Consider the following 2,510-nt stretch of genomic DNA (forward strand, 5'->3'; position numbering starts at 1 on the left):
GGCGGCGGAGTTTTTGACGAAGCCGCATGAGGAGCCCTTCTTCCTGGCCTGCGGCATCGTGAAGCCGCACACGCCTTGGTACGTGCCTCAGGAGTACTTCGATCTCTTCCCGCCCGGGAGCATCACTATGCCTAATCTGGCTGCCGATGAAAGCGCGGGGCTGCCTGAGTCTGTGCGCGAAAAAACGCACAAGACCGAGGCGGAGCTGATTCAGAGGCGCAAGGAATTGATCTCGGCCTATCTCGCCTCCTCACGCTATGCGGATGATTGCGTGGGGCGCATTCTGAAGGGCCTGACCGATGGCCCCAATCGTGAGCATACGATCGTCGTGATCTGCGGCGACAACGGCTATGAATTTGGCGAAAAGCACAACTGGTCCAAGGGCAGCCTGCGCGAAGGCTCAGCCCATGTGCCCCTTATCATCTCGGGGCCAGGGATTGCCGCGCAGCAGACCTGCACCCATCCAGTCAGCCTGCTGGATCTTTACCCAACGCTCGTGGAACTGGCCGGACTGCCCGCCAAGGCTGGCCTCGATGGCGTGAGCCTCATGCCACTGCTCAAAAATCCTGCGGCGGCTTGGGAGCGCCCGGCACTCACCACCGCTGGCTTCAAAAACCACGCGCTGCGCAATGACCGCTGGCGCTACATCCGCTATGCAGATGGTGTGGAGGAATTGTATGACCACACCACTGATCCTCTGGAGCGCAGCAACCTCGCCACCAAGCCGGAATCTGCCAAGATCAAAGCCGATTTGCAGCAGTGGCTGCCGAAGCACGATGAGCCGCGCAATCCGGACTCCACGGGTGGCAAAGGGGAGGATTGAAACTTTGAATGCATTATCGTCATGAAAAATCTGCTGCCAGTCTTCTGTCTTTTCGCGCTGTGTGTCTCACTCCGTGCAACGCCACCCAACATCATCTTCATCCTCGCCGATGACTTAGGCTGGGGGGATCTGCACTGCTATGGGCATCCATATGCGAAGACGCCGAACCTGGACAAGCTGGCTGCGGAGGGCACACGCTTCACGAAGTTTCATGCCACGGGTGTCACGTGCTGTCCGGCGCGCACGGGGCTGATGACGGGGAAGTTTCCCGCCACGTTTCAGAAGTATCCTGCCAGTTATGGGTTCGGCAGTCGCGTCACCGTCACGGAGCTGCTGAAGAAGAATGGCTATGCCACCGGGCACTTCGGCAAATGGCACATCGGCACCGTGCTGGAGCCGGGGACGTATGGGATTGATGTGATCGGTTCCGACCAGGGTGCTACGGGTAAACACCGCCAGCTCGATGACAAGCGCGGACGTGACGCACCGATGTATGACCAGGCGATCAGCTTCATCGAAAAGCACACGGAGGGGCCGTTTTACATCAACATCTGGGACCACATTTCGCATCATCCCATCCATCCCACTCAGGCAGTCCTAGATGCGTTTGGCCCGCTGGAAATGGACGAATCGAAATTCACGCCCGCGATGCAGGAGAAATTTGAGACCTGCAAAAAACTCGGTGGCGATCCCACCGCACACCTGCGGGCTTTTCTCGCGGACGTGAAGTCGATGGATGATGAAGTCGGGCGCCTGTTGCAGAAGCTTGATGAGCTTGGACTGCGCGAGAACACGCTGGTGGTTTTCTCCAGCGATCAGGGCGCGGCGCCGCTGCGAGATACGGAAGGTGCGGACGCGAAGCCCAAGAAGAAACTCAAAGGGCCAGCCGGCAGCGACATCGACGCCATCCGACTCAACGCGATGGGCTATGCAGGGCCGAACTTTCGCGGCGGAAAGCACACCGATCTCGAAGGCGGTGTGTGCGTGCCCTTCATCGCCCGCTGGCCCGCCAAAGTGCCTGTGGGTCGTGTGGACGAGCAGTCGGTGATCAGCGGCGCGGACTGGCTGCCTTCGCTTTGTGCCCTCGTGGGCATTTCCATCAACGCGGCGGATTTCGATGGAGAGGATTCATCGAAGGCGCTGCTCGGCGGTGTGCATGTGCGCAGCAAGCCTCTGTTCTGGAAGACGAATAGCGAGCGGAGCGATCCCACAATACTCGCGGACAACTGGAAGCTCCACAGTTCAAACCGGCGTAATGGCGAGGTCACGCTCTACGATCTGGCCACGGATCCGGGCGAGAAAACGAATCTGGCGGACAAACAACCCGAGGTTTTGAAGCGCCTCAAGGATCAGCTCGCTGCATGGACGGCTGCGCTGCCGAAGACCTACGAGCATGGCGATGACAAAGGCGATTGAGCGCTGGTGCGGAGATAAGACGCAGAAGGTGACCACGTTTCACCAGCCACCAAGAGCCCCCAGCAAAACGCGCGAGCATTGGCGAAAGAGTACCGATCTGGCTTCGTGAAGTACACGGCGCAGCCCAACCACGCACATGAAGATTCCTTTCATCACTCTGCTTTCCCTCCTCGTCTTTTTGATTTCGTCCTTGGCCGCGAAGCAGCCGAACGTCGTCATCATCCTCGCGGATGATCTAGGTTATGGCGATCTCGGCTGCTATGGGCATCCG

Annotated in this window: 2 protein-coding genes and 1 pseudogene; all 3 read left to right on the forward strand. The window is 59.1% G+C overall.

Going from position 1 to position 2,510, the window contains the following annotated elements:
- The coding region (locus ACIREA_RS30460; protein WP_397386074.1) for a sulfatase-like hydrolase/transferase at window positions 1-823 on the forward strand (823 nt) is incomplete at its 5' end.
- Window positions 824-844: 21 nt separating this feature from the next.
- Window positions 845-2,239 carry a sulfatase gene (locus ACIREA_RS30465; protein WP_397386075.1) on the forward strand — a complete coding sequence of 465 codons (1,395 nt, stop codon included), beginning with the start codon at window positions 845-847 and terminating at the stop codon, window positions 2,237-2,239.
- Between the two features lie 136 nt (window positions 2,240-2,375).
- Window positions 2,376-2,510, forward strand: a pseudogene (locus ACIREA_RS30470) (sulfatase); the annotation flags it as partial.

This window comes from Prosthecobacter sp. (assembly GCF_044373815.1).
Classification (GTDB): domain Bacteria; phylum Verrucomicrobiota; class Verrucomicrobiia; order Verrucomicrobiales; family Verrucomicrobiaceae; genus Prosthecobacter.